The 3,988-nt window shown below is 36.9% G+C and carries 5 protein-coding genes; 3 read left to right on the top strand and 2 right to left on the bottom strand.

The window, feature by feature from the left end:
- The first annotated feature begins 152 nt into the window (after nucleotides 1-152).
- Nucleotides 153-1,187 (top strand): RepB family plasmid replication initiator protein, encoded by a 1,035-nt coding sequence (locus F960_RS00185; protein WP_004846113.1) that lies wholly within the window; start codon nucleotides 153-155, stop codon nucleotides 1,185-1,187.
- A 3-nt stretch (nucleotides 1,188-1,190) separates the two neighbouring features.
- Complete coding sequence (locus F960_RS22510; protein ID WP_004846111.1) at nucleotides 1,191-1,355, top strand: hypothetical protein; 165 nt, start codon at nucleotides 1,191-1,193, stop codon at nucleotides 1,353-1,355.
- A gap of 9 nt (nucleotides 1,356-1,364) precedes the next feature.
- Here the strand turns inward: F960_RS22510 and F960_RS00180 are convergent, their stop codons facing one another.
- Both F960_RS00180 and F960_RS00175 read right to left on the bottom strand, forming a co-directional pair.
- Nucleotides 1,365-1,571 carry a hypothetical protein gene (locus tag F960_RS00180; RefSeq protein ID WP_004846109.1) on the bottom strand — a complete coding sequence of 69 codons (207 nt, stop codon included), beginning with the start codon at nucleotides 1,569-1,571 and terminating at the stop codon, nucleotides 1,365-1,367.
- Nucleotides 1,572-1,624: 53 nt separating this feature from the next.
- Nucleotides 1,625-1,885 (bottom strand): hypothetical protein, encoded by a 261-nt coding sequence (locus tag F960_RS00175; protein WP_004846106.1) that lies wholly within the window; start codon nucleotides 1,883-1,885, stop codon nucleotides 1,625-1,627.
- 190 nt (nucleotides 1,886-2,075) lie between these two features.
- Here F960_RS00175 and mobQ point away from each other — a divergent pair, with 190 nt between their 5' ends.
- Nucleotides 2,076-3,509, top strand: coding sequence for a MobQ family relaxase (mobQ, locus tag F960_RS00170; protein ID WP_004846104.1), 1,434 nt, complete (start codon nucleotides 2,076-2,078; stop codon nucleotides 3,507-3,509).
- The last annotated feature ends 479 nt before the right edge of the window (nucleotides 3,510-3,988 follow it).

The following is a 3,988-nucleotide window of genomic DNA, read 5'->3' as shown; positions in this document are numbered from 1 at the left end:
AAAGGGGAGGGATTGTCGGTGAAAGGGGAGGGATTGTCGGTGAAAGGGGGAGGGATTGTCGGTGAAAAAGGAGAGTTACAAATCTCTCCTTTTAACTCATAAATAGGAGTGTTATAAAACTCTCCTAATACTAAAAAGGGAGAGATTGTCGGGTGAGTAATGATCTAATCGTGATGGATAATTCCATTGTTAAAGCGTCATACAATTTAAGTGTCAGCGAACAGCGTTTATTGTTATCTGCATTGGCTCAAATTCCTAAAAACAAACCTATAGACCCCAAACAAGCGTATTACATAACGAGAGAAGACTTTGTCCGATTAGGTGCAAATGCAGATCAGGCGACAAGAGATATTAGAAATGCTACTAAAGACTTGATGAAAAAAACATTACTCATAGATACCAATGCAGGAATATTAGAGTTTCATTGGTTATCCGAAGTTCTACGTTTTGATAAAAATGCTGATGCTCGATTAAAATTAAAATACCCAAATCCAGAAGATTATAAAAACTATATCAATGGGTTAAGAAAATATAACTTATTAGAATCTCTGCCTGTTGGTAGGCATAGTGATGACATTGTGGCTAGGGTTGTGTTTGATAGCCGTATTTTGCCGTTACTTAGTGAATTAAAAGACAATTTCACGCAGTTCGTCATTGATGATGTTGCTGGGTTTGGGAGTGTTTATAGCTTCCGTTTTTATCAAATGATGATGCAATTTAAATCAACGGGTTATTGTAAAGTAAGCTTGGATGACCTCCGTTATGCTTTAGCCTTATTTGAAAAATATGAAGCAACTAAAGATTTAAGAAAGTGGGTTATTGATACCGCAGTCAATGAAATTAATGAAAAAACTCCCTATAAAGTGAGTTACGAATTAATAAAATCAGGGCGTAAATTCACGCATTTAGAACTAAAATTTAAATTAAAAGCAGAACCTAAAAAAGTGACAGTGTTAAGGGATCAAAATACACCTGACCTCTTTCACAAAATGTCTGATAGTCAAATCAATACTTACAGCTCTATTTTGTCAAAACTTCATAGTATTAGTGATCTAGCAGAAAATAAGGACTACTCTGCATTTGCTGTATGGATTTCAAATATTCTACGAGATCCGCAATCAGTCCGTGCAGAAACTGCCAAACGAATATTTAAGGCTTTACAAACTGAAACCGACTTTAAAAGGTGAGTTATGAAAAAAGACATAATGCTAGTCAATCAAGATGTGATCAAAAGACAAAATGAAGCTGTCGGAAATCCTAATCATCCTATTAATGACGGCTTAAATACTTACTTTGAAGACAGAAAGCGTAAACTAGACAAGATTAAAGAATCACAGTCTAGTCTAAAAAATTAAGATTTAAGACTAATCTTTAATTTCTATACCTTTTGAACGCATCAAAATTTTATATTGTTCTCTACGTAATTTTTTTTCATGTTCAGAAACGTGGGGAGTCATTGAAAAATTATCAGGATGTCTACTTCTAGCTAATTCTGGATCAAACACTCCATTTCGATAATTTCCCATATCTTCTTCTGGAAAATCTGCAAAATAATCACTCCATTCGCCCATAATAAAAACCCTCTGTCGTTATTAAATAATAATGATTAAATCTTAGTTAACAATCAAAGTCCAAATAATTTTTTGTCCCGATCTTCTGTTAAATACTCGTTTAAATCAGCAAGTATTTTTGTTTTCTTCTCTTCATTTTCCATTTGTTTAAGTGCCAAAGACCCTAGCAAAATTTTACGTCTAGTATCGTCCTTTCTTTGTTGGTCTGTAATCTTCTTTTTTTCACGAGCCAATACAGCTTGCTTTTGAGCCTTGAGCTGTTTTAATCGCTCTTCTTGTTTAGCAATTCTTTGATCTAAAGATTCATTTTTCATTGTAATTCCAAAGCCTAAAAAACCACAGTCAGCATAAGCGCACATTAATTGAAATTCAAGGTGCTATCTGCTATCGTGGTTTTCCCGAAGGGCGCACTTACCCATTTTTTTGACTTCGTAAAAAATGGACGTTGCGTAAGGGGAAACCCCTTAACCCCAAAAGCAAAAGCGGAAGAAGACAAAAGAGAAAATGGCAATCTATCATTTTTCAATTAAGAATATAGGACGTAGTAACGGACGAAGTGCCGTAGCTGCTGCTGCCTATCGTTCAGGTGAAAAATTGGTGGATAGTGTCTATGGCAAAGAACAGGATTACACCAAAAAATCAGGCATCGAATATAAAAATATTTATGTGCCAAGCCATGCTAATGAAAATCTATTAGACCGCCAAACGCTTTGGAACGAAGTTGAGAAAAGCGAACTTAAAAAAAATGGTGATCTAAAACTTACCGCAAGACTTGCCAAAGAATTTGAAATTGCATTTCCGCATGAAGTCGATGCAGACACCCGAAAAAGAATGCTCGATGAATTAGCGCAGACCCTCGTTAAAAATCACAATGTCGTAGTCGATGCTGTGATCCATGCACCACATACCAAAAGTGGCAGTGATGAACGCAATTACCACGCTCATATCATGTTTACCACTCGAAGCATCAACGAGCAGGGCGAACTAGGCAAAAAAGCGAGAGAATTTAACGATGATGGCAAAAATCTAACCCTTGCCTACCGTGAATTATGGGCAAATATGGTCAATCGGGAATTGGAGCAGATCGGCACACAGGAACGAGTAAGCCATTTGAGTTACAGCGACCTGAAATATGACCTAGAACCGACTGTTCACGAAGGCAGCATGATTACACAGCTCCGCAGACAGGGCATTGATACCGAAATCAGCCTAAAAAACGATGCAATCAAGGCAAGAAATGCCGAAAAATTAGAGTATGAGCAAATCATCAAAGGACTTGATCAGGAAATCATTGCAACAAATAGCGTTCTAACCGATCTAAAACGCTCTATTTTGAACGAAAAAGAAAAAACCCATGCAGAACTACCTTTTCAAGACAAAACCACCTTAGAGCGCAATTCAGCGCAATCTACAGGCATTCAAAATATCTATCAGGAAGCCAAAGACCACTTGAACCTGCTTAACCAACAAATTGAGCAATTGGAAAACAACGAGCCTCCAGCGAAAAAATTCGGGTTATTTGCCAACAAAGATCATGAAAATTGGAAAGAAACCCTGAAAAATCTAAGGGATGACAGGGAAAAAACACAAAAACAGGTTGATCAATTGATCATTCAGCAGATGAAAAACCCTGAAAATCACCTGTCCAAAGGTTTTAGTCAAAAGACAAAAGAAGAATCTAAAAAATTGGATTTTGAGAACGTCTACAACCAATTAAATCAAGAACAAAAACAGGCATATAATGCTCTGAAATCTACGCTATCAGAGCGTTTTAGTAATCCACAATTAGAATTAAAATTGAAACAGGTTCAAGATAAATTCATCGAAAAATACCAAGAAAACCCGAATTTTGAGATGCCTAAACAGGAACAACAACGACCACAGCAACAGGATTTTGTACGTGGTGCGTCCAAAGGTGATCAGGAAAAAGGACGTTAAGATTATCTTTTTTGTCTTTTAATTAAGAATATCTAAACATTATCAGAATGTTATAAGCGAGTGTCTACGAGCGACACAATGAAAGTTCGACTTTCGACCCTCTGAAAAACCGCTTTTAAATCCATTGAATTCTAGTAATCAATATTTTCATGTTGGTATATGCCCCTAGATCGAGCGCAGCGAGTAAAAAAGTTCTATGAGCGAAGCGAATTCATAGTTGCTTTTGCTTTGGGTATTCACAAACAGGATTAACTAATAACTGCCCCCAAGACCGAGCGTAGCGAGGTCAAAATGTCACGAGCTTTAGCGAGTGCCATAGGGCAGTTATCCACAGGATTTTTTAACGCTGTCCTTTTTTTATATTTTTAAAGGTTTTTAAAGGTTTTTAGACCCCCTTCAAAGCATTGCTGCATATAGCTTTGCGAGAATTAAAGGGGAGGGATTGTCGGTGAAAGGGGAGGGATTGTCGGTGAAAGGGG

It is taken from the genome of Acinetobacter gerneri DSM 14967 = CIP 107464 = MTCC 9824, assembly GCF_000368565.1.
Classification (GTDB): Bacteria; Pseudomonadota; Gammaproteobacteria; order Pseudomonadales; family Moraxellaceae; genus Acinetobacter; species Acinetobacter gerneri.
This window is presented reverse-complemented; position numbering and strand designations above follow the sequence as displayed.

What these genes read in the sequence shown, in the direction of transcription:
- F960_RS00175 (WP_004846106.1), bottom strand. Translation starts at nt 1,885, where the DNA reads ATGAAAAATGAATCTTTAGATCAAAGAATTGCTAAACAAGAAGAGCGA.
- F960_RS22510 (WP_004846111.1), top strand. Translation starts at nt 1,191, where the DNA reads ATGAAAAAAGACATAATGCTAGTCAATCAAGATGTGATCAAAAGACAA.
- mobQ (WP_004846104.1), top strand. Translation starts at nt 2,076, where the DNA reads ATGGCAATCTATCATTTTTCAATTAAGAATATAGGACGTAGTAACGGA.
- F960_RS00180 (WP_004846109.1), bottom strand. Translation starts at nt 1,571, where the DNA reads ATGGGCGAATGGAGTGATTATTTTGCAGATTTTCCAGAAGAAGATATG.